The sequence below is a fragment of the Actinomadura sp. NPDC048032 genome, assembly GCF_040653175.1.
GTDB classification, from domain to species: Bacteria; Actinomycetota; Actinomycetes; order Streptosporangiales; family Streptosporangiaceae; genus Spirillospora; species Spirillospora verrucosospora.
The window spans coordinates 1-25,953 of record NZ_JBEZJP010000068.1 but is presented as its reverse complement, the minus strand read 5'-3'; the positions used below and the strand labels follow the sequence as shown (position 1 = coordinate 25,953).

At 71.8% G+C, this 25,953-nt stretch carries 21 protein-coding genes and 3 pseudogenes; 11 read left to right on the top strand and 13 right to left on the bottom strand.

Annotated elements, in window-relative coordinates; translation table 11 throughout:
* The 6 genes from AB0C69_RS12500 to AB0C69_RS12475 form a co-directional block, all read left to right on the top strand.
* Positions 1-389: sugar ABC transporter permease (locus AB0C69_RS12500; protein ID WP_360352971.1), on the top strand; the 389-nt coding region annotated here is incomplete at its 5' end.
* The gene (locus tag AB0C69_RS12495) at positions 386-1,279 is read left to right on the top strand and encodes a carbohydrate ABC transporter permease (RefSeq protein WP_345177588.1); all 894 of its coding nucleotides are present in this window, start codon (positions 386-388) and stop codon (positions 1,277-1,279) included. The genes AB0C69_RS12500 and AB0C69_RS12495, both read left to right, overlap by 4 nt.
* Complete coding sequence (yicI, locus tag AB0C69_RS12490; RefSeq protein WP_360352969.1) at positions 1,279-3,570, top strand: alpha-xylosidase; 2,292 nt, start codon at positions 1,279-1,281, stop codon at positions 3,568-3,570. The genes AB0C69_RS12495 and yicI overlap by 1 nt, the downstream gene beginning before the upstream one ends.
* Positions 3,570-4,934, top strand: a complete 1,365-nt coding sequence (locus tag AB0C69_RS12485) for a GH1 family beta-glucosidase (RefSeq protein WP_360352967.1) — start codon at positions 3,570-3,572, stop codon at positions 4,932-4,934. Before yicI ends, AB0C69_RS12485 begins: the two co-directional genes overlap by 1 nt.
* A 63-nt stretch (positions 4,935-4,997) precedes the next feature.
* Positions 4,998-6,005, top strand: a complete 1,008-nt coding sequence (locus tag AB0C69_RS12480) for a LacI family DNA-binding transcriptional regulator (RefSeq protein ID WP_345177581.1) — start codon at positions 4,998-5,000, stop codon at positions 6,003-6,005.
* 108 nt (positions 6,006-6,113) lie between these two features.
* The gene (locus tag AB0C69_RS12475; protein WP_360352965.1) at positions 6,114-9,104 is read left to right on the top strand and encodes a glycoside hydrolase family 3 C-terminal domain-containing protein; all 2,991 of its coding nucleotides are present in this window, start codon (positions 6,114-6,116) and stop codon (positions 9,102-9,104) included.
* Between the two features lie 27 nt (positions 9,105-9,131).
* Here AB0C69_RS12475 and AB0C69_RS12470 read toward each other — a convergent pair whose 3' ends face one another.
* Positions 9,132-9,674 (bottom strand): helix-turn-helix domain-containing protein, encoded by a 543-nt coding sequence (locus AB0C69_RS12470; protein WP_360352963.1) that lies wholly within the window; start codon positions 9,672-9,674, stop codon positions 9,132-9,134.
* 104 nt (positions 9,675-9,778) lie between these two features.
* Between AB0C69_RS12470 and AB0C69_RS12465 the strand changes: the two are divergent.
* Positions 9,779-10,207: pseudogene (locus AB0C69_RS12465) on the top strand (SDR family NAD(P)-dependent oxidoreductase); the annotation flags it as partial.
* Positions 10,208-10,267: 60 nt separating this feature from the next.
* Here AB0C69_RS12465 and AB0C69_RS12460 read toward each other — a convergent pair.
* A complete protein-coding gene (locus AB0C69_RS12460; protein WP_360352961.1) occupies positions 10,268-10,747 on the bottom strand; it encodes a nuclear transport factor 2 family protein in 480 nt (159 codons plus the stop codon).
* A gap of 281 nt (positions 10,748-11,028) precedes the next feature.
* Between AB0C69_RS12460 and AB0C69_RS12455 the strand changes: the two genes are divergently transcribed.
* Together AB0C69_RS12455 and AB0C69_RS12450 are read left to right on the top strand one after the other, a co-directional pair.
* Positions 11,029-11,421: an SSI family serine proteinase inhibitor gene (locus AB0C69_RS12455; RefSeq protein WP_360352959.1), complete on the top strand. Its 393-nt coding sequence runs from the start codon at positions 11,029-11,031 to the stop codon at positions 11,419-11,421.
* Positions 11,422-11,491: 70 nt separating this feature from the next.
* A complete protein-coding gene (locus AB0C69_RS12450; RefSeq protein WP_360352957.1) occupies positions 11,492-11,815 on the top strand; it encodes a hypothetical protein in 324 nt (107 codons plus the stop codon).
* Between the two features lie 18 nt (positions 11,816-11,833).
* Here the strand turns inward: AB0C69_RS12450 and AB0C69_RS12445 are convergent, their stop codons facing one another.
* From AB0C69_RS12445 to AB0C69_RS12405, 9 genes and pseudogenes are all read right to left on the bottom strand, one after another.
* Complete coding sequence (locus AB0C69_RS12445) at positions 11,834-12,316, bottom strand: nucleoside deaminase (protein ID WP_345177568.1); 483 nt, start codon at positions 12,314-12,316, stop codon at positions 11,834-11,836.
* 56 nt (positions 12,317-12,372) lie between these two features.
* Entirely contained in the window at positions 12,373-13,383 is a 1,011-nt protein-coding gene (locus tag AB0C69_RS12440) for a LacI family DNA-binding transcriptional regulator (protein WP_345177565.1), read from the bottom strand.
* Between the two features lie 31 nt (positions 13,384-13,414).
* Entirely contained in the window at positions 13,415-14,839 is a 1,425-nt protein-coding gene (locus tag AB0C69_RS12435) for a GH1 family beta-glucosidase (RefSeq protein ID WP_360352954.1), read from the bottom strand.
* Complete coding sequence (locus AB0C69_RS12430) at positions 14,836-15,738, bottom strand: carbohydrate ABC transporter permease (RefSeq protein ID WP_360352952.1); 903 nt, start codon at positions 15,736-15,738, stop codon at positions 14,836-14,838. The genes AB0C69_RS12435 and AB0C69_RS12430 overlap by 4 nt, the downstream gene beginning before the upstream one ends.
* Complete coding sequence (locus tag AB0C69_RS12425) at positions 15,735-16,631, bottom strand: sugar ABC transporter permease (RefSeq protein ID WP_345177622.1); 897 nt, start codon at positions 16,629-16,631, stop codon at positions 15,735-15,737. Before AB0C69_RS12425 ends, AB0C69_RS12430 begins: the two co-directional genes overlap by 4 nt.
* Before the next feature lie 201 nt (positions 16,632-16,832).
* On the bottom strand, positions 16,833-18,131 hold the full coding sequence (locus AB0C69_RS12420; protein ID WP_345177556.1) for an extracellular solute-binding protein: 1,299 nt from the start codon (positions 18,129-18,131) through the stop codon (positions 16,833-16,835).
* Between the two features lie 200 nt (positions 18,132-18,331).
* Positions 18,332-19,378 (bottom strand): LacI family DNA-binding transcriptional regulator, encoded by a 1,047-nt coding sequence (locus tag AB0C69_RS12415; RefSeq protein ID WP_345177553.1) that lies wholly within the window; start codon positions 19,376-19,378, stop codon positions 18,332-18,334.
* 10 nt (positions 19,379-19,388) lie between these two features.
* Positions 19,389-20,633, bottom strand: a pseudogene (locus tag AB0C69_RS12410) (alpha-amylase family glycosyl hydrolase); the annotation flags it as partial.
* A gap of 105 nt (positions 20,634-20,738) precedes the next feature.
* Positions 20,739-21,839, bottom strand: a pseudogene (locus AB0C69_RS12405) (cytochrome P450); the annotation flags it as partial.
* Positions 21,840-22,130: 291 nt separating this feature from the next.
* Here AB0C69_RS12405 and AB0C69_RS12400 point away from each other — a divergent pair.
* Positions 22,131-22,919: a DeoR/GlpR family DNA-binding transcription regulator gene (locus AB0C69_RS12400; protein ID WP_345175645.1), complete on the top strand. Its 789-nt coding sequence runs from the start codon at positions 22,131-22,133 to the stop codon at positions 22,917-22,919.
* Between the two features lie 15 nt (positions 22,920-22,934).
* On the opposite strand, the gene tsf is transcribed toward AB0C69_RS12400, so the two are convergent.
* Both tsf and rpsB read right to left on the bottom strand, forming a co-directional pair.
* The gene (gene tsf, locus AB0C69_RS12395) at positions 22,935-23,696 is read right to left on the bottom strand and encodes a translation elongation factor Ts (RefSeq protein ID WP_360352949.1); all 762 of its coding nucleotides are present in this window, start codon (positions 23,694-23,696) and stop codon (positions 22,935-22,937) included.
* 85 nt (positions 23,697-23,781) lie between these two features.
* Entirely contained in the window at positions 23,782-24,753 is a 972-nt protein-coding gene (gene rpsB, locus AB0C69_RS12390; RefSeq protein WP_360352947.1) for a 30S ribosomal protein S2, read from the bottom strand.
* 388 nt (positions 24,754-25,141) lie between these two features.
* Between rpsB and AB0C69_RS12385 the strand changes: the two genes are divergently transcribed.
* Positions 25,142-25,840, top strand: a complete 699-nt coding sequence (locus AB0C69_RS12385; RefSeq protein ID WP_360352945.1) for a M23 family metallopeptidase — start codon at positions 25,142-25,144, stop codon at positions 25,838-25,840.
* Positions 25,841-25,953: the final 113 nt, after the last annotated feature.

Here is a 25,953-nt window from a genome sequence, read left to right as displayed (position 1 = left end):
GGATGCAGATCGGCTTCCCGCTGGTGATCTTCATGTCGGGTCTGCAGCGGGTGGACCCCTCGCTGTACGAGGCGGCCGAGATCGACGGCGCCTCGTGGGGCCGCCGGTTCCGGCACATCACGGTCCCGCAGATCCGGCCGGAGATCTTCGTCGTGCTGCTGTGGACGACGATCGCCGCGCTGAAGGCCTTCCCGCAGATCTTCGTGCTGACCAAGGGCGGTCCGGGCGGGGCGACGAACGTGCCGTCCTACTACTCCTGGGTCAACTTCTTCGAGAAGTCCGACGTCGGCTACGGCTCGGCGATCGCGACCGTGCTGACGCTGGTCATCGTCGCGCTGACCGTCGTCTTCCTGCGCCTGCAGGGCCGTGACCTGGGGGAGGGGCGATGACCGCGACGCTGACGAGGAAGACGGGCGCGCCGCCGCGCGACCGGCGGGGCGCGCCCCGCCGGGCCCGCCGCCGCGGCCCGTCCGCCTACGCGGTGCTGGTGGCGCTGGTCGCGCTCGCGGGCGTGATGCTGATCCCGTTCGTCGTGGTGGTCTTCAACGCGCTGAAGACGCCGCAGGAGTACTCGTCGAGCGGCCCGCTGTCCCCTCCCGACGGGTTCCACCTGGACGGGGTGCGGCAGTTCTGGGAGCGCGTCGACTTCGGGCACGTCCTGCTGAACAGCGCGGTCATCAGCGGCTCCGTCGCCGTCCTCGCCGTGCTGCTGTCGGTGCTCAACGCCTACGCGCTCGGCATCGGCCGGATCAAGGGGCGGATGTGGGTGCTGGCCGTGCTGCTGCTGGCCAACACGCTGCCGCAGGAGGCGCTCGTCTACCCGCTGTACTACATGTCGAAGCAGGTCGGCCTGTACGACACCAGGATCAGCGTGATCATCGTGTTCACGGTCATCCAGAGCGCGTTCGGCACGTACCTGCTGTCGTCGGTGATGGCGGCGTTCCCGCGCCCGCTGCTGGAGGCGGCGCGGATCGACGGCGCCGGCCGGTGGCAGGTGCTGTGGCGGGTCGTCGTCCCGGTCGTCCGGCCGACCATGTCGGTCCTGCTCGTGTTCTTCTTCGTGTGGACCTGGAACGAGTTCCTGATCCCCATGGTCTTCCTCATCTCCAACGAGAACCAGACGGTCTCGGTCGCCCTCGGCGTGCTGCAGGGGCAGCGCCTCATGGACGCCACCATGTCCAGCGCCGCGTCGCTCCTCGGCCTCCTGCCGACCGTCGCGTTCTTCCTCATCTTCCAGCGCACCCTTGCGCGCGGACTCACGGCGGGGGCTGTCAAGTAATGAAGTTCAGCGACGGCTACTGGATGCTGCGCGAAGGTGTGCGGGCGTCGCATCCGGTGGAGGTCCTCGACGTGGACGCCGGGCCGGGCACGTTCACGGTGCACGCGCCGGTGCAGCGGATCCGGCACCGGGGCGACCTGCTCAAGGGGCCGGTGGTGACGGTGACGTGCGAGTCGCCGATGCCGGACGTCATCGGCGTCACCCTCACCCACTTCGCGGGGGAGAGGCGCCGCGGCCCGGACTTCGAGCTGGCCGCCGACCCCACGGGGGAGGTGTCCGTGGACGAGGAGGCGGCGACGCTGACGTCCGGGGCCCTGTCGGTCCGGGTCGGGCGTAAGGGGGAGTGGGGCGTCGACTTCGTCGCGGACGGGCGCCGCCTGACCGGGAGCGCGCCCAAGGCGCAGGCCGTCATCTACACCGACGACGGCCGCCACTACGTGCGGGAGCAGCTCGACCTGGGCGTCGACCACTTCGTCTACGGGCTCGGGGAACGGTTCGGGCCGCTGGTGAAGAACGGCCAGGCCGTGGACGTGTGGAACGCCGACGGCGGGACGGCGAGCGAGCAGGCGTACAAGAACGTGCCGTTCTACCTGACCAACGCGGGGTACGGCGTCTTCGTCGACCACCCCGGGCGGGTCTCGTTCGAGGTGGCGTCGGAGGCCGTCGCCCGGACGCAGTTCAGCGTCGAGGGCCAGTCGATGCGCTACTTCGTCATCTACGGGCCGTCGCCGAAGGAGATCCTCCGCAAGTACACGGCGCTCACCGGACGGCCCGCGCGGCTGCCCGACTGGTCGTTCGGGCTGTGGCTGTCGACCTCGTTCACGACCTCCTACGACGAGGAGACCGTCACCTCGTTCATCGAGGGGATGGCGTCGCGCGACCTGCCGCTCAGCGTCTTCCATTTCGACTGCTTCTGGATGCGCGAGTTCCAGTGGTGCGATTTCGAGTGGGACCCGCGGGTGTTCCCCGACCCGGAGGGGATGCTGCGCCGGCTGCGGGACCGCGGCCTGCGGATCTGCGTCTGGATCAACCCCTACATCGGGCAGCGCTCGCCGCTGTTCGAGGAGGGGCGCTCGCGCGGCTACCTGCTGGTGCGGCCGGACGGGGACGTGTGGCAGTGGGACAAGTGGCAGCCCGGCCTGGCCGTCGTCGACTTCACCAACCCCGAGGCGCGGGACTGGTACGCGGGGAAGCTGGAAGCGCTGCTCGACATGGGCGTCGACTGCTTCAAGACCGACTTCGGCGAGCGCATCCCCACCGACGTCGTCTACCACGACGGATCCGACCCGGAGCGGGCGCACAACTACTACACCTATCTCTACAACCAGACCGTCTTCGACCTGCTCCGCAAGAAGCGCGGCGAGGGTGAGGCGGTGGTGTTCGCCCGGTCCGCCACGACCGGCGGGCAGCGTTTCCCGGTGCACTGGGGCGGCGACGCCGAGTCGACGTTCGAGGCGATGGGGGAGAGCCTTCGCGGCGGCCTCTCCCTGGGCATGTCGGGGTTCGGCTACTGGAGCCACGACATCGGCGGCTTCGAGGGGACGCCCGATCCGGCGCTGTTCAAGCGGTGGATCGCGTTCGGGCTGCTGTCCTCGCACAGCCGCCTGCACGGCAGCCATTCCTACCGGGTGCCGTGGCTGTTCGACGAGGAGTCGGTGGACGTCCTGCGGCACTTCACCCGCCTGAAGATGCGGCTGATGCCCTACCTGGCCGGCGCGGCCCGCCAGGCGTACGGGGAAGGGCTGCCGATGATGCGCGCGATGGTCGTCGACTTCCCGGACGACCCCGCCTGCACGCATCTGGAACGGCAGTACATGCTGGGCGACGATCTGCTCGTCGCGCCGGTGTTCTCCTCCGGAGGGGAGGTCGCCTACTACGTGCCGGAAGGTGTGTGGACCCACTACCTCACCGGCGAGCGGGTCGCGGGCGGCCGCTGGGTCCGCGAACGGCACGGGTTCGACAGCGTGCCGCTGCTCGTCCGTCCGGGTGCGGTCTTTCCCGAGGGAGCGGTGGACGACCGTCCCGACTACGACCATGCTGACGGCGTCACGTTGCGCGTCTACGAGCCCGCCGACGGGGCCACCGTCGTCACCCAGGTCGGCGACACCGTTTTCACGACGGTGAGAAACGGTGAAAACCTGCGCGTGACCGGCGAGGGGACATGGAACGTCCTTCTCGTCAACGCGCGCGTGGCCGCGGTCGAGGGCGGGGAGCCGTCGGACCATCCGCACGGCGTCCTCGTCAGGGCGACCGGTGGCGAAGTGGTCGTCACCATGGAAGAGGAGAGCTGATGGGGTTCCCGGAAGGGTTCCTGTGGGGAGCGGCCACCGCCGCCTACCAGATCGAGGGCGCGGCCCAGGAGGACGGCCGCGCGCCGTCCATCTGGGACACGTTCAGCCACACCCCCGGCAAGGTCCTGAACGGCGACACCGGCGACGTCGCCACGGACCACTACCACCGCTGGGAGGAGGACGTCGCGACGATGGCCGAGCTCGGCATCGGCGCCTACCGGTTCTCCCTCTCATGGTCGCGGGTCCTGCCGGACGGGAGGCCCAGCCCGAAGGGCATGGACTTCTACTCCCGCCTGGTCGACGCGCTGCTCGACCACGGCATCGCCCCCGTCGCGACGCTCTACCACTGGGACCTGCCGCAGTCCCTGGAGGACGCCGGCGGCTGGCCGGACCGCGACACGCCCCGCCGGTTCGCCGACTACGCCGAGCGCGTCGGGCGCGTCCTCGGCGACCGCGTCCACACCTGGACCACGCTGAACGAGCCGTGGTGCTCGGCGTTCCTCGGCTACGCGTCCGGCGTGCACGCCCCCGGCCGCGCCGACCCGGTCGCCGCGCTGACCGCCGCGCACCATCTGAACCTCGCGCACGGCCTGGCGGTCCGCGCGCTGCGCGGCGTGGTGTCGCCGTCCGCGCGGCACTCGGTCACGCTGAACCTGCACCACCTGCGCGGCGACGCGGAGGCGGTCCGCCGGGTGGACGCCGTCGCCAACCGCGTGTTCCTCGACCCGATGCTGGGCAGGGGCTACCCCGCCGACCTGCTGGAGGACACGGCGTCCCTCACCGACTGGGGCTTCCTGCGCGACGGGGACGCGGACATCATCGCCGCGCCGCTCGACGTGCTGGGCGTCAACTACTACTCGCCCACCCTCGTCCGGGACTGGGACGGCGCCGCGCCGCGCGCCCACGCGGACGGCCACCGCAGGGGCGCGGCCAGCCCGTTCGTCGGCTGCGACACCGTCGAGTTCGCCGAACAGCCCGGCCCCTGCACCGAGATGGGCTGGCCGATCGACGCGACCGGCATGGAGGAGCTCCTCCTGCGGCTGCACCGCGAGTACCCGGACACGCCGCTGATGGTCACCGAGAACGGCGCCGCGTTCGACGACGCGGTCGACGGGGACGGCCGCGTCCGGGACGACCGCCGCATCGCCTACCTGCGCGACCACATCGCCGCGGTCGAGAGGGCGTGCAAGGCGGGCGCCGACGTCCGCGGCTACTTCGCCTGGTCGCTGCTGGACAACTTCGAGTGGGCCTACGGCTACTCCAAGCGCTTCGGCCTCGTCCACGTCGACTACGCCACCGGCGACCGCACCTGGAAGGACAGCGCCCACTGGTACCGCGACGCCATCGCCCGCCGCCCCTCGTGAGGCCCGCGCGCGGGGTTACGATCATTCGCACTCTGAACCGCTTCGAGCACGACGGGACGGTCCGTGGTCAAGATCACTGACGTGGCGCGGCACGCCGGGGTGTCGCCGAGCACGGTCTCCTACGTGCTGAGCGGGAAGCGCTCGATCTCCGAGGAGACCCGGCGGCGCGTCCGGGAGAGCATCCGCGAGCTCGGCTACCGGCCGCACGCGGGCGCCCGCGCGCTCGCCAGCAGCCGCTCCAACGTGCTGGCGCTGATGATCCCGCTGCGCTCCGGCATCGCCGTGCCCGTGGTCATGCAGTTCGCCGTCTCCGTCGTCACCGCCGCGCGCCGCCACGACCACGACGTCCTGCTGCTCACCCAGGAGGAGGGCGAGGACGGCCTGCGGCGCGTGGCCGACAGCGCCCTGGTCGACGCGCTGATCGTCATGGACGTGCAGATGAGGGACCCGCGGCTGCCGCTGCTGCGCTCCCTGGACCGGCCGAGCGTGCTCATCGGCTTCCCCGCCGACGCGGGCGACCTCACCTGCATCGACCTCGACTTCCACGCGGCCGGGGCGGTCTGCGTCGAGCACCTCGCCGGGCTCGGCCACCGGGAGATCGCGCTGATCGGCTCGCCGCCGGAGGTGTACGCCCGGCAGACCGGCTACGCCCAGCGGGTCGCCGACGGGTTCGCCGCCGCGGTCGGCGAGCACGGGCTGACCGGGGAGGTCCACCCGTGCGAGGCGACCGCGGACGCGGCCCGCGCGCTCGTCGCCCGGCTGCTCGCCGAGCGCCCCGGTCTCACCGGCGTCCTCGTCCACAACGAGCCGGTCGTCGGCCCCGTGGTGCGGGCGCTGCGCGCGGCCGGCCGGCGCGTCCCCGAGGACGTGTCCGTCGTCGCGCTGTGCCCGGACGAGATGGCCGAGCACGCCGAGCCGCCCCTGACGTCGGTGGCGATCCCCGCCGAGGAGGTCGGCGGGCGCGCCGTGGAACTGCTGATGTCCAAGCTCGACGGCGTGCCCGTGCCCGCCGCGACCCTGCTCCCGCCCACCCTGACCCCGCGGGCCAGCAGCGCGCCCGCGCCCCGCTGAGAGGCCGAATCCCGCCACCCTGCCGAAGGAGGAGAGGGGCCGTCGCCCGGCCCGTTATCGAAGCGCTTCGACACGCACCGCTCGGGGGATCTTCCAGAAGGAGAACCGTTGCCCAGATTCCGTCGCGATCCCCGTTCCCCCGGCCGGCGCAACCGGTCGCTGACCCTCGTCCTCGCCGCCGCGCTGGCGGCCCCCCTCGCGTGGACGGCGCCCGCCGCCGCCGCCCGCGAGTCCTACCCATTCCGCGACCCGGGACTGCCCGTCCAGGCCCGCGTGGACGACCTGGTCGGGCGGCTGACGCTCGACGAGAAGATCTCGCTGCTGCACCAGTACCAGCCCGCGATCCCGCGGCTCGGCATCGGCCGGTTCAAGACCGGCACCGAGGCGCTGCACGGGGTCGCGTGGTCCACCGACGTCCACGACGGCGGCGCCGTCGTGACCGCCAAGGGGACCGTGTTCCCGCAGTCGGTCGGGCTCGGCGCGACCTGGGACCCGGCCCTGATGAAGCGGATCGGCTCGGCCGTCGGCGACGAGGCCCGCGGGTACAACAGCGAGAACCCCGACGTCTGGGGCCTGCAGCTGTGGGCGCCGGTCGTGAACCTGCTCCGCGACCCCCGCTGGGGGCGCAACGAGGAGGGCTACTCCGAGGACCCGCTGCTCACCGGCCTGCTCGCCACCGCCTACGGCCGCGGCATGCAGGGCGACGACCCCGAGCGCCTCAAGGCGGCGCCGGTCCTCAAGCACTACATGGCCAACAACAACGAGGTCCGCCGCGACCAGACGTCCTCCAGCCTGCCGCCGCGGGTGCGCCGGGAGTACGACGAGGTCCCGTTCCAGATGCCGCTCGCCCGCGACGCCGCGACCGGGATCATGACGTCCTACAACCTCGTCAACGGCCGTCCCGCCACGGTCACCCCCGACGCCGGCGGGCTCGTCCGCTCCTGGTCGGACCGGACGCTGTTCAACGTCACCGACGCGGGCGCCCCCAACAACCTCGTCGGCTCCCAGAAGTACCACCCCGACCTGGCCACCGGCGACGCGGCGATCCTCAAGGCGGGCGTGGACAGCTTCACCACCGACGACACGAACTCGTCCATCACCGTGAACGCGGTCAAGCAGGCCCTGTCGCGCGGGCTGCTCGCCGAGTCCGACATCGACCGCGCGGCGGGGCACATCCTGAGCGTCCGGGTGCGGCTCGGCGAGTTCGACCCGGGCGGCGGCCCCTACGCAAAGATCACCAAGGACGCGGTGGACAGCCCCGCGCACCGGGCGCTGGCCCGCACCGCCGCCGCGGAGCAGATGGTGCTGCTGAAGAACCAGCGCGGCACGCTGCCGCTCTCGCGGCAGAAGGTCGCGGTCGTGGGGCCCCTGTCGAACACCCTCTACACCGACTGGTACTCCGGCTCGCTGCCCTACGAGGTCACGCCGCTGGACGGCATCAGGAAGCGCGCCGGCGCGGTGGCCTCCAGCGAGGGCGTCGACCGCATCGCCCTCAAGGACGTGAAGACCGGCAAGTACATCGCCGGGGGAACCGGCTCCGGCGCGGTCCTGAAGACCGGGCCCGCCTCGTCCTCCGACGCCACGACGCAGTTCGACGTGTTCGACTGGGGCCAGGGCATCGTGACCTTGCGCAGCGCCGCCAACGGCAAGACGGTCGGCCGCCACAACTGGGGCGACACCTTCGCCAATGACCAGGACCAGCCGAACGGCTGGTTCGTCCAGCAGATGTTCGCGCTGGAGAAGCAGGACGGCGGCGACTACCTGCTCCGCTACGCCGGCTACGAGAAGGCCTACGACTGGGCCGACCCGGCGAAGACCTATGTGAAGGCGCAGGACGACGGAACGCTCGCCCTCACCACGAAGGCCGAGGCGTCCCGCTTCTCCAAGGACGTCGTCAGCAGCGGCGTGGACTCGGCGGTCAAGGCCGTGACGGGCGCCGGAGCCGCCGTCGTCGTGGTCGGCAGCATGCCGTTCATCAACGGCCGCGAGGACCACGACCGCACCACGATGGCGCTCGCCGAAGGGCAGTCCGAGCTCGTCAAGGCCGTCCGCAGGGCGAACCCGAACACGGTCGTCGTGGTGGAGAACAGCTACCCGACGACGCTCGACTGGGAGCAGGAGAACGTCCCCGCGCTCCTGTGGACGAGCCACGCCGGAGCCGAGACGGGCAACGCCCTGGCGTCCCTCCTGTTCGGCGACGAGAGCCCCTCGGGCAAGCTCCCGCAGACCTGGTACCGCTCCGGCGCGGATCTGCCCGACATCCTCGACTACGACATCATCAAGTCCGACCGGACGTACCAGTACTTCAAGGGCAAGCCGCTCTACCCGTTCGGCCACGGCCTGTCCTACACCACGTTCCGGTACGGCGAGCCGCGGCTCAGCGCCCGCTCCATCGGACGCGACGGCACGGTGACCGTCACCGTCCCGGTCACCAACACCGGTGAGAAGGCCGGGGACGAGGTCGTCCAGCTCTACACGCACCAGCGGAAATCGCGGGTGAAGCAGCCGGTGAAGAGGCTGCGCGCCTTTGCCAAGGTCCACGTGGCCCCGGGGCGGACGGTGACGGCGAGACTCCGGCTGAACGCCTCCGACCTCGCCGTCTGGGACGTCACCCGCGGCAGGTGGGCGGTCGAGAAGTCGGAGCACGATCTGCTCATCGGCTCCTCGTCCACCGACATCCGGCGGCGGGTGGCCCTCGACGTGCGCGGCGAGACGATCCCCGCGCGCGACCTCGCCGAGCCGACCCGGGCCGCCGACTTCGACGACCAGAACGGCATCCGCCTGGTCGACGAGACGAAGGCGTCCGGGGACGCGGTGGCCGGCGCGTCCGGCTCGTGGCTGAAGTTCGCGGACGCCGCCCTCGGTTCGTCCGCGGGACGCGTCACCGCCCGCGTGGCGGGAGCCTCCGCGACCACCGTCGAGGTCCGCCTCGACCGTCCGGACGGCCCCCGCGCCGGAACCCTCACCGTCCCGTCCACCGCCGACGCCTACACCTACAAGGAGATCACCGCACCCCTGGCCGGAGCCCGCGGAAACCGCGACGTCTACCTGGTCTTCAAGGGCGAGACCCGCCTGAGCACCTTCTCTCTGACCCCCTGACCCACTCCTGGCGCGAGGGGCGCGGCCTCACAGGTTCGCGCCCCTCAGCGCCCGGAGGGCGTCGGAGGTGGGGGACCCGGGGGCGGCGGTGTAGAAGACGGTCCACTGGTCGCGGGCCGGGTCGTGCAGAGCCTCGCACTGGAGGTCGAGCAGGCCCGCCACCGGGTGCCGGATGAGCTTGCGCGTCGAGCGCCGGAGCCGAACGTCGCCCTCGGCCCACAGCCGACGAGCCGTTAGCAGGTGCAGCAGGCCCGGCCGCACCTCGCGCACCGGCGCCGGAGGCGGCGCGGGCACCTCGCCGGCCAGGTAGTGGAGATGGGACCGCTCGTCGTCGGTCAGCCGCAGCGCCCGCCCGAGCGCGGCGAGCATCTGCCGCGACGGCCGCGGGCCCCGGCCCTGTTCGAGGCGGACGTAGTAGTCCACCGACATCCCGGCGAGATTCGCGACCTCCTGGCGGCGCAGGCCGGGCGTGCGGCGGCGTCCCCGCTCCAGCCCGACCTCGGACGGCTGCATCCGCGCCCGTCGCCGCCGCAGGAAGGCGGCCAGTTCCGCCCGGTCCCCGTGCTGCATGGCTCCAGTGTGACCGCCCGGCCGCGCGGCCACCGTGGGACCGCCGGTACCAGCCTCGGCGGTGCTCTCCCGCCCGCGGCGGCGGGAGGCCAGGGTCGCGTCCCATGACGACCAAACTGATCGTTCTCATCACGGGCGCCAACAAGGGCATCGGCTTCGCGACCGCCGGCGCGATGGCGCGGGCCGGGCACACGGTGCTGCTGGGCGCGAGGGACGAGGGCCGCGGGGCGGCCGCCGCCGCGAGCCTGGCCGAGCAGGGGCTCGACGTCCGGTACGTCCGGCTGGACGTGACGGATCCGGCGACGATCGCGGCGGCCGCGGAACTGGTCGACGCCGAGTACGGCCGCCTCGACGTCCTGGTGAACAACGCCGTCACCACCCGGGACGGGGGCCGCCCGCCGGCCGAGATTCCCGTCGACGACCTGCGCGAGGTCTACGAGACCAACGTGTTCGGCGTCGTCGCCGTCACCAACGCCATGCTGCCGCTGCTGCGCAGGTCGCCGTCCGGCTACGTCGGGAACGTCTCCAGCGGGCTCGGGACCCTCGCCTTCCTGAGCGATCCGGACGAAGGGTTCGCCCGGTATACGACGCTCCTATCCCTGGTGAGGTGGCGAAGTGCGGGACGGGAGGTTCTCGGGGTGGCGGAGGTGGTGGGTCAGGTCGCCGGCCAGGTCGAGGGTGATGCGGCGTGCGGTGAAGTGCCAGCGGCCGCCGGTGCGGGCGAAGGCGTCGTCGTAGGTGCCGCAGGCGATGGGCTGGAGAGGGAGGCCCGGGACGGCCTGGAGGACGGTGTAGTACGCCTTGGACGTCGCAGTGCCCGCCTCCTCGTCCACCTCGACGGCCAGGTTCGTGGTGACGTGCTTGGTGCCGAGGGTGCCGTCGGCGTGGACGATCACGGTCCGCTCGAACATCGCCGCGATCGCCTCGCCGCCGCGCAGGGTGCCGCCGCTGCCGGTGAACGAGGCGTCGGCGAACAGGTCGCGGATGCCCGCGAAGTCCGCGCCGTCGACGCACGCGGCGTAGCGGAAGACGAGGTTGGCGATGGCCTGGTGGCTGGGCTGGTCGGCGGGCATGGCCCGATCCTGGCCCACGGTCCGCGCGGCGCGGCGGGCGGAGTCCCGGTGGACGGGACGGCGCGAATAGCACACCCGGCGGACAATTCACCAGTTATCGGCATTGCACATTCGGGCAGACGTGATTTAAGAATGAACGGGTGGCCGGTTGGGGACGTAGATCGGCCTTGTTTGAGGGAGTTTGTGGCACCTAATGTCTGGATGCGGCGGGACATCCACCACAATTCGATGCCCCGCCGGCCATTGCCGCAGATCGCGGTGGGCGATCCAGGGAGGAAGACATGCACATGTCGCGTGCCCGTTTCCGGTGGGCGGCCGTTCTGGCCGGAATGGCGATGACCGCCCCGGCCGTGCCGGCCCGGGCGGACGGCCCGGCCGGCGTCTACCTGCTCACGGTGATGCCGCAGAGCGGTCCCGTCGCCACGCGGACCCTGTGGTGCGACCCGGACGGAGGGACGCACGCCGCCGCGTCCCAGGCCTGTGACCAGCTCGAAGCCGTCGACGGCGAGGTCGGGCGCGTTCCGGCGCGGCCGACCGCCTGCACGCTGGAGCACGCGCCCGTCATGGTGATCGCGAACGGCGTCTGGCACGGATCCGGCCGGCATTTCGCGCGGACGTATGCGAACCGGTGCCTCGCCGTGCGCGCCACCGGTGGAATCCTTTTCAGCGAGTAACTCACGATCTGCGGGCCGCCGGAATGGGGAGCGGGGTGCTGTCCGGCGGCCCGCGCAAAAGGAGATGCCCATGCTCGCTCACACCGGGCCGGACGTGCTGGTCGCCTACGAACGCTCAGGAGGATTCGCTGGAATTCACCAGAAAGTGACGGTGAACATGGCGGGAACGGCGCTCGTCAATGACGAGAGGATCGCGCTCGGCGCGGAGGAGATGCGCGGTCTGAAGGACGCGCTGAGCCGCGTCGTCACCACCGAGTCCTCGTCCGAGGGGTGCCAGGTGGCCGACCACTTCACCTACACGCTCACCTACCGCGGGCACCGGGCGACCCGGTGCTGGCTCCCCTCCGACTGGCGCGGCGCCGTCGACCGGCTGGAGGCGCTGACCGGGCGGTGAGCCTCTGAACCGCCGCCCTCAGGCGGAGGCGCGCGTGTGCAGCTCGCGCATCGTCGCTTCGAGGGCGGCGACCGGGCCGTCCACCGGGACGCCCGGCGCCACCTCCTGGACCGGGAGGGCGCTGACCGGCCCGGGCGCGGCGCCGAGCTCGGTGCGCAGGGCCACGAGCTGGCGGGACGACATGATGTAGACGATGCGGCCGAGGCCGACCCAGGCGTGCGCGGCCGAGCACATCGGGCAGTGCTCGCCGGAGGTGAACACGGTGGCGGTCGCGCGCTCGTCCGGCGCCATGTTGTTCGCCGCCCACCGCGCGACCTCGAACTCGGGGTGGCGGGTCTGGTCGCCGTCCGCGGTGCGGTTGCGGTCCTCGAACAGGACCTCGCCGGACGCCGACACGAGCACGGTCCCGAAGGGCTCGTCGGACGCCTCCAGCGCCTCCCGCGCGAGTTCCACGCAGCGGTCGAGGTGGACGCGCTCGGCGGCGGTCGGTTCGTAGGCCATGTCTGTGCTCCTTGCCCGGGACGACTCGAACGATCATAGGCGCGGAGCCGAGGTTCTCACGCGGAATCGCGTAGCACCAGGTGGGGGCGCAGAATGACGACCGGGTCGGCGACGGTCTCGCCGCGGATCCGGGAGACCAGCAGCCGGGCCATCTCCCGGCCCATCTCCTCCGGCGACTGGTGGACGGTGCTGAGCGGCGGGTCGGCCAGCGGCGCGGCGGCCGAGTCGTCGAAGCCGATCACCGCGACGTCGCCGGGGACGCTGCGCCCGCTGCGGTGCAGGACCCGCAGCGCGCCGAGCGCCATCGGGTCGTCGGCGGCGAACACCGCGTCCAGGGACGGCTCGGCGGCCAGCAGCCGCTCCGCCGCGGTGATGCCGCTGGCCTCGCCGAAGTCGCCGTACTCGACGTACTCGGGAAGCCCCGCCTCGGCGAGCGCCTCCCGGTAGCCGGCCAGCCGGTCGATGCCGACCCCCATGTCCTGGGGGCCGGCGATGGTCGCGATGCGCCGCCGGCCGCCCGCGATGAGGTGGCCGACGGCCTCGCGGGCGCCGCTGCGGTTGTCGACGTCGACGTAGCTGACCGGGTGCAGGCCGGGCGGGCGGCCGCCGAGGACGGTCGGCACCCCGTTGGCCTCCAGCTTCGCGGGCAGCGGGTCCTCGGCGTGCAGGGAGGTGAGGAGCACCCCGTCCACGTGCTGGGTGGTGAGGTAGTCCTCCAGCCGGCCGTACTCGGCGGGGGAGCGGGCGAGGGCGAGCAGGAGCTGCAGGCCGGTGTCGGCGAGGCCGTTGCTGATCCCGCGGATGATCCCGGCGAAGTACGGCTCGCCGAACAGCCGCTGGTCGGACTCGGCGACGACCAGGGCCACGGTGTCGGTGCGGCGGGTGACGAGGGTGCGGGCCGCGCGGTTCGGCACGTACCCGAGCTCCTCGATCGCCTTCAGCACCGCCTCGCGGGCCTGCGGGCTGACCCGCGGCGAGCCGTTGACCACCCGGGACACCGTGCCGCGGCCCACGCCGGCCCGCGCCGCGACCTCCTCCAGGGTCGGGCGCGTGCTCCTGCCCGTCATCTGGCCCCCTTCGTCCGTGCCGTCGCCCGGGTCAGCCCCGCTCGGGCAGCCCGCCCCGCCGGATCACTCCGGCGTACCACCGTGCGCTCTCCTTGGGCACCCGGCGCTGCGTGGCGTAATCGACGTGGACCAGCCCGAAACGCTTGGAGTAGCCCCAAGCCCATTCGAAATTATCCAGCAGCGACCATGTGAAATAGCCCCGCAGCGGCACCCCTTCGGAGATGGCGTCGTGGCACGCCCGCAGGTGCGCGTCGAGGTAGGCGATGCGGCCGGCGTCTTGGACCGTGCCATCCTCGGTGGGGACCTCGTCGTAGCCGGCGCCGTTCTCGGTGATGTAGAGCGGGACGGACGGGTACTCGCGGTGCAGCCGGGTCAGCACCTCGTGCAGGCCGCGCTCGTCGATCTCCCAGCCCATCCCGGTGACCGGGCGCCCGGCCGGCACGAACCGGACGTGGCCGCTGCCGGGCCAGGGGGAGTTCGTCGCGAACGGCGACGACGCGGTCTGCGCCGCCTCGCCGGGCGTCCCCGCGACGGTGTGCCGCGAGTAGTAGTTGATGCCCAGCTGGTCGAGCGGCTGGTTGATGACCGCCAGGTCCGCGTCGGGCGGGGTGAACCCGTAGCGGGACGTGTCGGCGAGGACGTCCTCGGGGTAGCGGCCGAGCAGCAGCGGGTCGAGGAACAGCCGGTTCTGCAGCCCGTCGATCCGGCGTGCCGCGTCGACGTCGGCCGGGTCGCCGGTCGCCGGCGACACCGCGTAGAGGTTGACGGCGGCGCCGAAGCGGTTGCCGGGGCGGCGGGCCCGCATCGCCTCGACGGCCAGGCCGTGGCCGAGCATCAGGTGGTGCGCGGCCAGCAGCGACGCCGACGGGTCGACGCGTCCGGGCGCGTGGTCGCCGGAGGCGTAGCCGAGGAACGCCGCGCACCACGGCTCGTTCACCGTCATCCACTGCGCGACGCGGTCGCCGAGCGCCGCGTGCACGTGGTCGGCGTACTCGGCGAACCGGTGCGCGGTGTCCCGGTCGGGCCAGCCGCCCTTGTCCTCCAGCGGCTGCGGGAGGTCCCAGTGGTAGAGCGTCGGCCACGGCTCGATGCCGGCCTCCAGCAGGGCGTCCACGAGCCGCCGGTAGAAGTCGAGGCCCTCGGTGTTGAAGGGCCCGGCCCCGGACGGCTGCACCCGCGGCCAGGAGATCGAGAACCGGTACGCGGTGAGCCCGAGGTCGGCCATGAGGGCCACGTCCTCGGGGAACCGGTGGTAGTGGTCCACCGCGACGTCGCCGGTCTCGCCGCGCAGGACCTTGCCCGGCGTGCGGCAGAAGGTGTCCCAGATGGACGGTCCGCGCCCGCCCTCGCCCGCGGCGCCCTCGATCTGGTAGGCGGCGGTGGCCGCCCCCCAGCGGAAGCCGGTGGGGAAAGGTGCGGCGGGAGCCGCGCTGGTGTCGTCCTTGAGGGAGGTCACGCCTTCACTGCACCTTCCATGATCCCGCCGATGATCTGGCGGCCGAAAACGATGAACACCACGAGCAGCGGCAGGATCGCCACGCTGGTCCCGGCGAACATGAGCGTGTAGTCCTTGAAGTAGGCGTTCGCGAGGTTGTTGATGGACAGCTGGACCGTCGGGTTGTCCGGGCTCAGCACCGCCAGCGGCCACATGAACTCGTTCCAGGTCTGCATGAACGTGAACAGCCCGAGGACGCCCGCGGCGGGGCGCAGCGCGGGGAGCACGACCCGCCAGTAGATGCCGAACGTGGTGCACCCGTCGACGCGGGCCGCCTCGATCAGCTCGTCCGGGACGGCCTGGTCGGCGTACTGCCGCATCATGAACACCCCGAACCCGGTGACCAGGAACGGGACGATGACCGCCTGCAGGTGGTTCTGCCAGCCCAGCTTCACCATGATCATGTAGAGCGGGATGATGCCCATCTGCACCGGGATCATCATCGTGGCGATGATGGTGAGCAGCAGCCCGTTCTTGCCGCGGAAGCGCAGCTTGGCGAACGCGAACCCGGCCAGCGAGGCGAAGAACACCGTGGAGACCGTCACCGCCGCGGAGGCGATCGCCGAGTTCAGCAGGCCCTTGGCGAAATGGGCCTCCGGGTTGTCGAACAGCCGGCCGACGTTGTCGCCGCCGTGGCCGCCCGGCAGCAGCGGGGGCGGGACGTCGGCGACCACGCTGTTCGTGCGGGTCGCCACGATGATCATCCAGTAGATCGGGAAGATCGACAGGGCCAGCGCCACGACCAGCGTGAGATAGGTGAGCGGACTGGCGTTCCACAGGCCGCGGTAGCGGCCAGGATGGGCGGCGGCGCGCCGGCCGCCGGGGTTCCGGCCGCCGGGGCCGGCGAGGAGCGTGGTCACTTGGTGCCTCCCGTGCGGCGCACGGCCAGGAAGTTGATCAGGGAGAACACGATGATCATCACGAACAGCGCCCAGGCGACCGTCGCGCCGTAGCCGTAGCGGTCATGGCCGAACGCGTTGTCGTACATGTACATCGTGATCGTCTGGAACTGGTGCATCGGGCCGCCGTCCATCTTGTTCGGCGTGCCGACGCTGAACAGCACGGGCTCGGTGAACAGCTGGAGCCCGCCGATCGTCGAGATGATCACCGTGAAGATGATGGTGGGGCGCAGCATCGGCACCGTGATCTGCCAGAACTGCCGGAGCCGGGACGCGCCGTCGATCGCCGCTGCCTCGTAGAGGTCCTTCGGGATCGCCTGCATGGCGGCCAGGTAGATGAGCGCGTTGTAGCCGGTCCAGCGCCAGTCGACCATCATCGCGATGGCCGCCCAGGACCAGCCGCGGCTGCTCGACCAGTGGATCGGGTCGATGCCGACCAGCCCGATCGCCCAGTTGACCATGCCCCAGTCCTTGTCGAACATCTGGGTGAACACGATCGCGACGGCGGCGGTCGAGGTGACCAGCGGGGCGACCATCCCGATCCGGAACAGCGTCGGCAGCCGCATCCGCCGGTTCAGGGTGTTGGCGATCAGCAGGGCGATCAGCAGTTGCGGGACGGTCGAGAGGGCGAAGATCCCGAGGGTGTTGACCGTGGCGTGCCAGAAGTCGGCGTCGCTCAGCAGGTAGTCGTAGTTGTCGAGCCCGACGAACTTGCGGGTCCCCGACGCCAGCTCCCAGTCGTGCAGGGAGACCCAGAGCGTGTAGACGAGCGGGAACGCGCCGAAGATCAGGAAGACGAGGTAGAACGGCGAGATGAAGGCATAGGGGGCGCCCTTCACGTCGAGCCGGGCCAGCCGTGCGCGCCAGGTGCGGCCCGGTTCCGGCCGCGCCGCCGCGGGCGAGGCCGCCGGCGGGCCGTTCCGGCTGGGGCGCAGATCGGTGGTCACGTCGTGCGCCTCCTTTCCGAGGACGGGACGAAGCGGGGGAGGGGAACGGCGGCGGCGCCGGCGGGGAGGTACGGCCCGGCGCCGCCGCCGTGGTCGGGGGACCGCCGGCTACCTGGCGGCCTTCTTCGCCTCGTCGACGGACTTCGTCCAGGCCTGGTCGGGCTTCTGCCGGCCCTGGCCCACGGAGATCAGGACGTTCTCCACCGCGGCGCGCACGTCCTCGTTCTTCGGCCCGAGGTGCACCGGCTTCACCGCGGCCACCAGCTGCCCGAAGATCTGCCCGATCGGGGCGTCGTTGAAGTAGGCGCTCTTGGCGCCCGCGACCGCCGGGTCCTGCGCGGCCTGCGGCGAGGACGGGAAGACGTTCGCGGCCTTGAACGCGCCGACCTGGCCCTCGGGGGAGGTCAGGAACTCGGCGAGCTCGGCGGCGGCCTTGGCGTGCTTGGTCTGCTTGGGCACCGCGAGCCACGAGCCGCCCCAGTAGCCGGAGCCGCCGGGCGTGGTGGCCACGTCCCACTTGCCCTTACCCGACTTGCCGGAGAACTCCTCGATGCCGCCGAGCATCCAGGACGGGCACGGCAGCGTCGCGAAGGTGTCGCGCTTGAGAGCGGTCTGCCACGGCGGCGTGAAGATCGACATGTCGGCGGTGAGCTTGCTCTGCTCGAACTTCAGCGACGTGTCGAACGCCTGCCGGACCGCCGGGTTGCTGTCGAAGACGAGGTTCTCGCTCTTGTCGAAGAAGCTGTAGCCCGGGCCGGTGCCGGCGTTCTGCAGGACGGTGGCGCGGAACACGGCGGTGGGGCCGTCCAGCCACTTGCTGCCGGGCACCTTCTCCTGGAACTTCTGCCCCGTGGACAGGAACGCGTCCCACGTCGGCCAGAGCTTGCCGACCTCGGCGCGGTCGGTGGGCAGGCCCGCCTTCTTGAACAGGTCCGTGCGGTAGCACATGGCGAGGGGGCCGACGTCGGTGCCGAGGCCGATGAGCTGCTTGCCGTCGGGGGTGACGCCCGCCTGCCACTTCCACGGCAGGAAGTTCTTCTCCAGGTCCTTGCCGCCGTAGTCGAACAGGTTGAGGAACTTGGCCTTCTGCTGCATGTAGAGCGGCAGGATGCCCTCCTCCAGCATCACGACGTCGCCCGCGCCGCTGCCGGTCGCCATCCACTGCTGGATGCGCGGCTTGTACTCGTCCAGGGTGGAGACCTTGCGCTGCTTGATCTTCACGTTGGGGTGGGACTGCTCGTACTGCTTGTAGAGCGCGTCGTAGCCCGGCTCGCCGAAGACGTCGACGGTCAGCTCGACCGGCCCGCTGTCGGAGCCTCCCTTGTCGTCGTCGCCGTCGCCGCCGCACGCGACGGCGAGGCCGCCGACGAGTACCGCCGCCATCGCCGTACTCAGTCCGCGCCGCATGATGGCCCTCATGGCGGACCCCTCTCAGGTTGTGGTGGTGCATCGGTGTGGGAGCGCTCCCACGGATGAAAGACCGTGACCCGGCTCACTGTCAATGTGCCGAAAGAGAACCGTTCCTGGCGCCCCTCCAGGAGTCGGGCAACCTGCAGACGATCCCGGCCGCCGGGTCAGGCCTGGTCCGACACCCCGTCAGGCCCGGGTCAGCCCTCCTTGACGGGGGTCAGCCGGGCCGCCGCCGGGGCCGGGGCCGTGGACCGCCGGACGACGAGTTCGGGCCGGTAGAGCAGCTCGGTGCGGGGCGCGCGGGTGCCCCGGATCTCGTCCAGGACGGTGCTCACCGCGGCCATCGACATCTCCCGCACCGACTGCCGGACCGTGGTCAGCGGGGGGTCGAGGTAGGCGGTGAGCGGCGAGTCGTCCATGCCCGTCACCGACACGTCCTCGGGGACCTGGAGGCCGCGCGAGCGGGCGGCCCGGATCGCGCCGAGCGCCATGATGTCGTTGCCGCCGCAGATCGCCGTGCAGCCCGCGTCGAGCAGCTTCGCGGCCGCCGCCTGCCCGCCCTCGACCGTGTACATGGTGTTGACGACCAGCTCGTCCACCTCGTCCGGGGCGAGCCCGGTGTGCGCGGCCATCCCGCGCCGGAACCCCTCGGTCTTGCGCCGCGTCGGCACGTACACGTCCTGGCCGATCGCGAGGCCGATCCGGCGGTGGCCCATTGCGGCCAGGTGCGCGACGACCGCCTCCATCGACGCCACGTCGTCGTTGGAGACGTACGGCGCGTCGATGTCGGGGCGGTAGCCGTTGACCAGGACGATCGGCAGGGCCTGTTCGAGCAGCCGCGCGTAGCGGGCGCGGTCGGAGTTGGCGTTGGCGTGCAGGCCGTTGACGAAGATGATCCCGGCGACGCCGCGCTCCAGCAGCATCTCGATGTAGTCGTCCTCGGCGACGCCGCCCGGCGTCTGCGAGCACAGCACCGCCATGTACCCGTGCCGGGCCAGCGCGCTCTCGATGACCTCGGCGAACGCCGGGAAGATCGGGTTGGTCAGCTCGGGGATGATCAGCCCGATCAGCCCGGCCCGCTGCTGGCGCAGCCGGGCCGGGCGCTCGTATCCGAGCACGTCCAGGGCGGTCAGCACCGCCTGGCGCGTGGTCGGGGACACGCCCGGCTTGCCGTTGAGCACGCGGCTCACCGTCGCCTCGCTCACCCCGGCGTGTGCCGCGATGTCCGCCAGGCGCGTCGTCATAGGTTTCAAGTCATCCCTCCTCGACGTCCCACCACAGTGCGGTGTCCGGGGGCAGGTCGACGTCTCCGCCGTCCGCGAGGCCGTCGGTGCGGACCGGCCCGCTCGCCAGGAGCGGGGTCCCCCGCACATGGACGCGCGCGGTCGCGCCGCCCATGTTGACCGCGCACGCGAGCCGCCCGTTCCCGCCCCCGGCCGCACGCACGAAGACCAGTGTGCCGGGTGAGCTCGCAATCCAGTACAAATCCCCGTCACCGAGTGCCGGATGCCCGCGGCGGATCCGCAGCGCCTCGCGGTAGAGCGCGAGCATCGAGCCGGGGTCGCCGTCCTGCGCGGCGACGGTCAGGTCGCGCCACGCGGTGGGGATCGGGAGCCAGGACGCGCCGCCCGCGCCGAAGCCGAACGGGGGCTCCTCGCCCTCCCACGGCATCGGGACGCGGCAGCCGTCGCGGCCGGCGCCCTCGGCGCGCAGCCGCTGCGGGTCCCGCTGGAACTCCTCCGGCAGGTCCAGGACCTCCGGCAGGCCGAGCTCCTCGCCCTGGTAGACGTAGGCCGAGCCGGGCAGCGCCAGCGTCAGCAGCGCGGCCGCGCGGGCGCGCCGCAGGCCGGTCTCGCCGTCGCCGTACCGCGTGACGTGGCGTTTCACGTCGTGGTTGGACAGCACCCAGGTCGCGGGCGCGCCGACGGCCCCGGCCGTGCGCAGCGACTCCTCGATCACCGCCCGCATCCCGCCGGCCTCCCAGGGCGCGGTCAGGTAGTGGAAGTTGAACGCCTGGTGCAGCTCGTCGGGACGGGTGTAGTCGGCGAGCCGCTGCGGCGTGGGCGCCCACGCCTCGGCGACGGCGATCCGCTCCCCGCCGTAGGAGTCGAGCAGGCGGCGCCACGCGCGGTGGATGTCGTGGACGGAGTCCTGGTCGAAGTAGGGCAGGACGGCCGTGCCGAGCATCTCCGTCTGGTTCGGGTGGCCCACGTCGGGCAGGCCCGGCGCCTTGGCCATGCCGTGCGCGACGTCCACGCGGAAGCCGTCCACGCCGAGGTCGAGCCAGAACCTCAGGACGTCGGCGAACTCGGCGTGGACCTCGGGGTTCTCCCAGTTGAGGTCGGGCTGCTCGGACGCGAACAGGTGCAGGTACCACTGGCCGTCCGGCACCCGCGTCCAGGCGGGGCCGCCGAACACCGACTCCCAGTCGTTGGGGGGTTCGGCGCCGTCCGGTCCCCTCCCGTCCCGGAAGACGTAGCGGTCGCGCTCGGCGGACCCGAGGGCGACCGGCAGGCTGAGCGGGCCGACGGTGAAGAAGGACGGCGAGTAGGGGACGTCGTCCGGGTCGACGGCGAGGGAGAGCTCCGGCAGCCGCCGGTACAGAGCGGCGAGCGCCAGCCGGCCCTCCAGGCGGGCCAGCGACGCGCCGATGCAGTACCGGGGGCCGTGGCCGAACACGAGGCGGGCGTTCTGCTCCCGGGTGATGTCGAAGCGGTCGGCGTCCTCGCCGTGCTCGGCCGGGTCGAGGCCGCTCGCCTGGTAGACGACGCCGACGGCCTGGCCCTTGGGGATCCGCACCCCGGCGATCGTCACGTCCTCCGCGGTGAAGCGGAAGCTGGTCATCATGACCGAGTGGCGGTAGCGCAGGGTCTCCTCGACCACGTCGTCCCAGCGGTCGCCGGCCTTGGCCAGTTCGAGCTGGTCGGGGTTCTGGGACAGCGCGATGATGGCGTGCCCGAGGAGGTGGACGGTGGTCTCGTGGCCGGCGATCAGCATCAGCCACAGCACGCCGACCAGCTCGTCGGTGGTGAGCTTGTCGCCCTCGTCGCTGGCCTGGACCAGGCCGGTGGTGAGGTCGTCGCCGGGAGTCCGGCGCTTGTTCTCCACCAGCTGGTGGAGATAGGCCTGAAGGGCGTTCTGTGTCGCGAACGCCTTTTCCGGCGGAGTGGTGTGCGCCAGAAGCGCTGCGGTCCACTCGCGCACGCGGGGCCGGTCCTCGGTGGGGACACCGAACAATTCGCAGATCACCCAGATGGGCAGTGCCTCGGTGAAGGCGGGAACGATGTCGACGACGTCCCCCGCGGTCACCACGTCGTCGAGCAGGCCCTCCACGATCTGCCGGACGCGCGGCTCCAGCGCCTTCACCCGCGCGGGCGTGAACGCCTTGCCGACCAGGCCGCGCAGCCGCCGGTGGTCGGCGCCGTCCTTGGTGGACAGGTGACCGCCCTCGACGATGGCGCGCAGCGGCCAGTCCTCGGGGATCGACCCGTCGTGCAGCGCGGGCCAGTGCTCCGGCTCCCGCAGGAAGGTCCGGTTGTCCCCGGCGAGGATCTCCCGGACGGCGTCGTGGGTCAGCGCCAGGTAGGCGGGCACGCCGCCGGGGAACTCCACCTCGACCACGGGAGCGATCTCCCGCAGCCGCAGGCACGTGTCGAGCGGGCTCTCGTCCGCGGCGGGAAAGGGAGGAAGGGGGCTCGTCGTCATTCTGTCCCATTCGGAGATGAGGTAAGTGACAGAGGGCCCATCCTTTCCCCCATGATCACCTCCCGGCAAGATATTCACGAATTAGGTGTTATTTCGATCGTGTGGTACTCGCGCCGCGGAGGGGGGCGGAGCGGCGCCGGGGGACGCGGAGGCCGCGCACGCGGCGGCGCTCCGACGGGCCGCGTCAACCCGGCTGACCCGTGTGTTAACAAACCATCCGAACGTGTTACCTTGTGTGGCGCCCGGCCTCCGCGACAGCCCGTCGCGCGCGCCGGCCACGGGAGGTTCCGGATGGTCGAGCAGGGCGGAGGCGCGCGCGGACCGGAGCGGCGCCGGCAGGACATCGCCGACATCGTCCTGTCCGCCGGCTCGGTCTCGGCCGCCGGGCTCGCCGAGCGCTTCGGCGTCAGCCTCATGACGATCCACCGCGACCTCGACGAGCTCGCACGCCAGGGCGTCGTCCGCAAGCACCGCGGCGGGGTGACCGCGCAGCCGTCCGGAGTGTTCGAGAGCAGCGTCGCCTACCGGATGAAGTCGATGCGGCCCGCGAAGGACGCCGTCGCCGCCCTGGCCGTCGAGATGATCGAGCCGGGCATGGCGGTCATGCTGGACGACTCCACCACGGCGCTGGCGCTGGCGCGCAGGCTGGCCGGCGTGGCCCCCCTGACGGTCGTCACCAACTTCCTGCAGGCCGTCAACCTGCTGTCCGCCGAGCGCGACATCCGGCTGATGGCGCTCGGCGGCGACTACGATCCGCTGCACGACTCGTTCCTCGGCGTCTCGTGCGTGGACGCGATCGAGGCGCTCAACGTGGACCTGTGCTTCGTGTCGACCTCCGCGGTGTCCGGCGGGTTCGCCTACCACCAGGAGCAGCGCATCGTCTCGGTGAAGCGCGCGATGCTCGGCGCGGCGGCCCGCAGCGTGCTGCTGATCGACCATTCCAAGCTCAGCCGGGTGGCGCTGCACCGGGTGGCGCCGCTGTCGGCGTTCGACCGCGTCATCGTCGACGACGGCGCCGGGGCCGACGCGCTGCGCGAGCTCGACGAGCACAAGGTGGCCTACGAGCTGGCGACCGCCTGACGGCGGTCCCCCCGGTCACGGGCGCCGGCGAGTCCCTCGGACGCGCCGGCGGCGGCGTTCCCCCCACCGGTTTGGTACGGCCGAAATCGACCGGATCCTGCACCTTGACACCCTGTTCGGCACCCTCCTACTCTCAAGCTCGGCGAGCGCCCGCTCCTTCTCGATCGCCTCGGCGGGGATCTCCTCGCGGGTGAGGTACTTCGGAGCCATCGCCGCGATCTGCTGGGCGACGTCCTTGGCGACCTCGGCGTTCTCGCTGTCCAGCTCGACCAGCACGCCGGTGGTCGGCGGCAGCGACGGGTCGGACTTGTGCAGGTAGCTGGCCACGTAGGCGCCCTGGAAGTGGGCGAACCGGCGCAGCTCCAGCTTCTCGCCGATCTTGGCGCTGTTCTCCTCGATCAGGGCCTGGACGGTCTTGCCGGGCTCGATCTCGGTGGTCAGCAGGCCGGCGGCGTCCGTGACGCCGTTGGCGGCCGCGAACTCGACCAGGCGCTGGGCGAGCTCGATGAACTGCGCGTTCTTGGCGACGAAGTCGGTCTCGCAGTTGAGCTCCAGGAGCGCCCCGTCACCGGAGTTCGCAAAGTGCTCGGCGACCAGGCCGTTGGCGGCGGTGCGCTCGGCGCGCCTGCCGACGTCCTTGGCGCCCTTGAGACGCAGCAGCTCGGTCGCCTTCTCGAAGTCGCCGTCCGCCTCGGTGAGGGCGTTCTTCACGGCCATCATGCCGGAGCCGGTCAGGTCGCGCAGCCGCTTGACGTCAGCGGCGGTGAAGTTGGCCATCGCTCTCTTCGCTTCTCTCGTCGTTGGTCGTGTGACCCGCGACGGTCCCGGCGGCGTCCGCGCGGACGCCGCCGGGACCGCGGGATCAAGCCTGCTCGGCCTCGGCGGCCTTCGGGGCCTCCTCGGCCGGAGCGGCCTCGGTGTCCGCGGCGGCCTCCGCCGGAGCCTCGGACGGCGCCTCGGCGGGGGCCTCGGACGGAGCTTCGGCGGCGGCCTCGGCGGGAGCCTCGGTCTCGGCCGGGGCCTCCGCGGCGCCGTCGGCCTCGCCGGGCTTCAGCAGGTTGCGCTCCCACTCGGCCAGGGGCTCGCTGCCGGCGGCCGCCGCACCCTCCGCGGGCTTCTCGTCGCCACCGGGCGCGGCGCCCGCACGGGCGATGAGGCCGTCGGCGACGGAGTCGGCCACGACGCGGGTCAGCAGGCTGACGCTGCGGATGGCGTCGTCGTTGCCCGGGACCGGGTAGTCGACCTCGTCGGGGTCGCAGTTGGTGTCGAGGATGGCCACGACCGGGATGCCGAGCTTCTTGGCCTCGTTGACCGCGATGTGCTCCTTCTTGGTGTCCACGATCCAGATGGCGCTGGGAACCTTCGCCATGTCGCGGATACCGCCGAGGGTGCGCTCCAGCTTGTCCTTCTCGCGGCGCAGGCCGAGGAGCTCCTTCTTGGTCATGCCGGAACCGGCCACGTCGTCGTAGTTGATCTCCTCCAGCTCCTTGAGCCGGGTGAGCCGCTTGTGGACGGTGGAGAAGTTCGTGAGCATGCCGCCCAGCCAGCGCTGGTTGACGTAGGGCATGCCGACCCGGGTCGCCTGCTCGGCGATGGACTCCTGGGCCTGCTTCTTGGTGCCGACGAACAGGATCGTCCCGCCGTGGGCGACCGTGGCCTTGACGAACTCGAACGCGCGGTCGATGTAGGACAGCGACTGCTGCAGGTCGATGATGTAGATGCCGTTGCGCTCGGTGAGGATGAAGCGCTTCATCTTCGGGTTCCACCGGCGGGTCTGGTGGCCGAAGTGGACGCCGCTCTCGAGGAGCTGCCGCATGGTGACGACGGGTGCCATTGCCCGTGTTCTCCTTCTCTGACCCTGTCGGGCCACATTTGGTTGTCTGCCTGCGCCCGGGTGCTGCCCCACCGTCGCCGAGGCGACGGACCGAGGGACTGCGCCCCACCAGTTCGCGGTGGCATGCGGACGCGTGAAATCAGCCGCCGGGATACCTCCAGGCGGCTGTGACCCGTTGCCGGGTCTGGGTCCGTTCCGCTCTGGGAGCGGCTTCTCGCCGCCCGCCCTGGAGCGGAACGGCGACGGCCTGGCCCTGACCGGTGCCCTCTCGGACACACCTACAGATTATCAGGGCGCGAAGGTGGCCGGGCCTCATCGATTCCCGCGGTTATCCACAGTTGGCGAACCCCGTCGACGAGCCGTGCCGTCGCCGGGCAGGGTTCGGTCCATGACCGTGTTCTCGCTGCTCCTCACGTGCATGATCGCCATCGGGTCGCCCGGCCTGGACGCCTGGCGGTGGCCTTTAGGCCCGCCGGCCCCACGAGTGGTGCGCGGCTTCTCGCCCCCGGCCGTCCCATGGGGCGCGGGCCATCGCGGCGTCGATCTCGCGGCGCGTCCGGGGCAGGCCGTCTACGCCGCCGGGCCCGGTCGCGTCGCGTACGCCGACGATCTGGCGGGCCGAGGCGTCGTGACGATCGACCACGGCGTCCTGCGGACCACGTACCTGCCCGTCCGGCCCAGCGTCCGCACTGGCCGCCGCGTCACGCCCGGCACTCGGATCGGCGTCCTGGAGCGGGGGATGCTCCACTGCCCCGTGACGTGCCTGCACTGGGGTCTGCGCCGTGGTGCCCTGTACCTGAATCCGCTCAACCTCGTCCAGCGCCAGGTACGCCTCCTGCCTCTCTGGCGGCCGCCCACACCGACGGCGGCGCCCCCTCCCCTTGCTTCGCCGTCTCCGCAGCCCAGAATGGCCCTGCGCGACGCCGCCACAGCCACGGGCGGAGCCCTATCGGGCATGCTTCTGTCCCTCGCCCTGGCCTTCGTCTGGCGTCGGACCCGCCTCCGCTTCCGACTGCACCGGCGCCGCCGTCAGCCGCCGGGCGTCATCAACCTTTCCCAGGAACGCCACCTACGCCGCGCTCCCTGACCGATCACGTCCCGCCGCCCCCCACCCCCCCCCCCCCGCGCCCCCGGGCGGGCGCCCCCGCCGCTGCGCCGAAGGACCTCCCCCTCCAGCAGATCGCGGATGCGCGGCCAGAA

Excerpts from the sequence above, each read along its gene's own strand:
- AB0C69_RS12495 (WP_345177588.1), top strand. The coding sequence starts at position 386 with ATGACCGCGACGCTGACGAGGAAGACGGGCGCGCCGCCGCGCGACCGG.
- yicI (WP_360352969.1), top strand. The coding sequence starts at position 1,279 with ATGAAGTTCAGCGACGGCTACTGGATGCTGCGCGAAGGTGTGCGGGCG.
- AB0C69_RS12485 (WP_360352967.1), top strand. The coding sequence starts at position 3,570 with ATGGGGTTCCCGGAAGGGTTCCTGTGGGGAGCGGCCACCGCCGCCTAC.
- AB0C69_RS12470 (WP_360352963.1), bottom strand. The coding sequence starts at position 9,674 with ATGCAGCACGGGGACCGGGCGGAACTGGCCGCCTTCCTGCGGCGGCGA.
- AB0C69_RS12460 (WP_360352961.1), bottom strand. The coding sequence starts at position 10,747 with ATGCCCGCCGACCAGCCCAGCCACCAGGCCATCGCCAACCTCGTCTTC.
- AB0C69_RS12455 (WP_360352959.1), top strand. The coding sequence starts at position 11,029 with ATGCACATGTCGCGTGCCCGTTTCCGGTGGGCGGCCGTTCTGGCCGGA.
- AB0C69_RS12450 (WP_360352957.1), top strand. The coding sequence starts at position 11,492 with ATGCTCGCTCACACCGGGCCGGACGTGCTGGTCGCCTACGAACGCTCA.
- AB0C69_RS12445 (WP_345177568.1), bottom strand. The coding sequence starts at position 12,316 with ATGGCCTACGAACCGACCGCCGCCGAGCGCGTCCACCTCGACCGCTGC.
- AB0C69_RS12440 (WP_345177565.1), bottom strand. The coding sequence starts at position 13,383 with ATGACGGGCAGGAGCACGCGCCCGACCCTGGAGGAGGTCGCGGCGCGG.
- AB0C69_RS12420 (WP_345177556.1), bottom strand. The coding sequence starts at position 18,131 with ATGCGGCGCGGACTGAGTACGGCGATGGCGGCGGTACTCGTCGGCGGC.
- AB0C69_RS12415 (WP_345177553.1), bottom strand. The coding sequence starts at position 19,378 with ATGACGACGCGCCTGGCGGACATCGCGGCACACGCCGGGGTGAGCGAG.
- AB0C69_RS12400 (WP_345175645.1), top strand. The coding sequence starts at position 22,131 with ATGGTCGAGCAGGGCGGAGGCGCGCGCGGACCGGAGCGGCGCCGGCAG.
- tsf (WP_360352949.1), bottom strand. The coding sequence starts at position 23,696 with ATGGCCAACTTCACCGCCGCTGACGTCAAGCGGCTGCGCGACCTGACC.
- rpsB (WP_360352947.1), bottom strand. The coding sequence starts at position 24,753 with ATGGCACCCGTCGTCACCATGCGGCAGCTCCTCGAGAGCGGCGTCCAC.
- AB0C69_RS12385 (WP_360352945.1), top strand. The coding sequence starts at position 25,142 with ATGACCGTGTTCTCGCTGCTCCTCACGTGCATGATCGCCATCGGGTCG.